Origin of the sequence: Pseudomonas sp. 67(2021) (genome assembly GCF_017491835.1) — a bacterium.
Lineage (GTDB): Bacteria > Pseudomonadota > Gammaproteobacteria > Pseudomonadales > Pseudomonadaceae > Aquipseudomonas > Aquipseudomonas atacamensis.
In genome coordinates this window covers 1-495 of the sequence record NZ_JAFGYL010000074.1, presented here as the reverse complement: position 1 = coordinate 495, position 495 = coordinate 1, and the positions used below count along the sequence as shown (strand labels likewise).

Here is a 495-nt window from a genome sequence, read left to right as displayed (position 1 = left end):
GGGTGAGGCTTTATATACCACTATTATGAGCTATCAATACCAATCAAAATAATAAGTCAGTCAGAGTTAACCATAAAAAAATGGACCAAGTTAACGGTGACAAGGAGGATGAATGAAGGTGCTAATTTGTGATGACGAACCACTTGCAGTGGAACGATTGTCACGTTTAGTTTCAAAGATGGGACATGAGGTTGTTGCAACAGCTCATCATGGCCAAGATGCCTTGGAACAGGCACGGCTTCATCACCCAGATGTGATTTTACTTGATATCCAGATGCCGGGTATGAATGGTCTCGTCTGTGCGGAGCAATTAAGCCAACTTAATCCTCGACCTGCCATAGTGTTTTGCACAGCTTATGATCAGCATGCATTGGAGGCATTTAAGTCACAAGCACAAGCTTATCTTCTTAAGCCCATTGATCCTCAAGAGCTGGAGCAGACATTTAAGCAATTAACCCAGCTAACGCAAGCACAGCTCAGCGCTTTGCCTAAACC

1 protein-coding gene is annotated in these 495 nt (G+C 43.6%); it reads left to right on the top strand.

The features are described 5' to 3' along the window. Positions 1 to 112: 112 nt before the first annotated feature. Positions 113 to 495, top strand: a 383-nt coding sequence (locus J5M66_RS26575; RefSeq protein WP_207817540.1) for a response regulator, incomplete at its 3' end; no start/stop codon positions are given.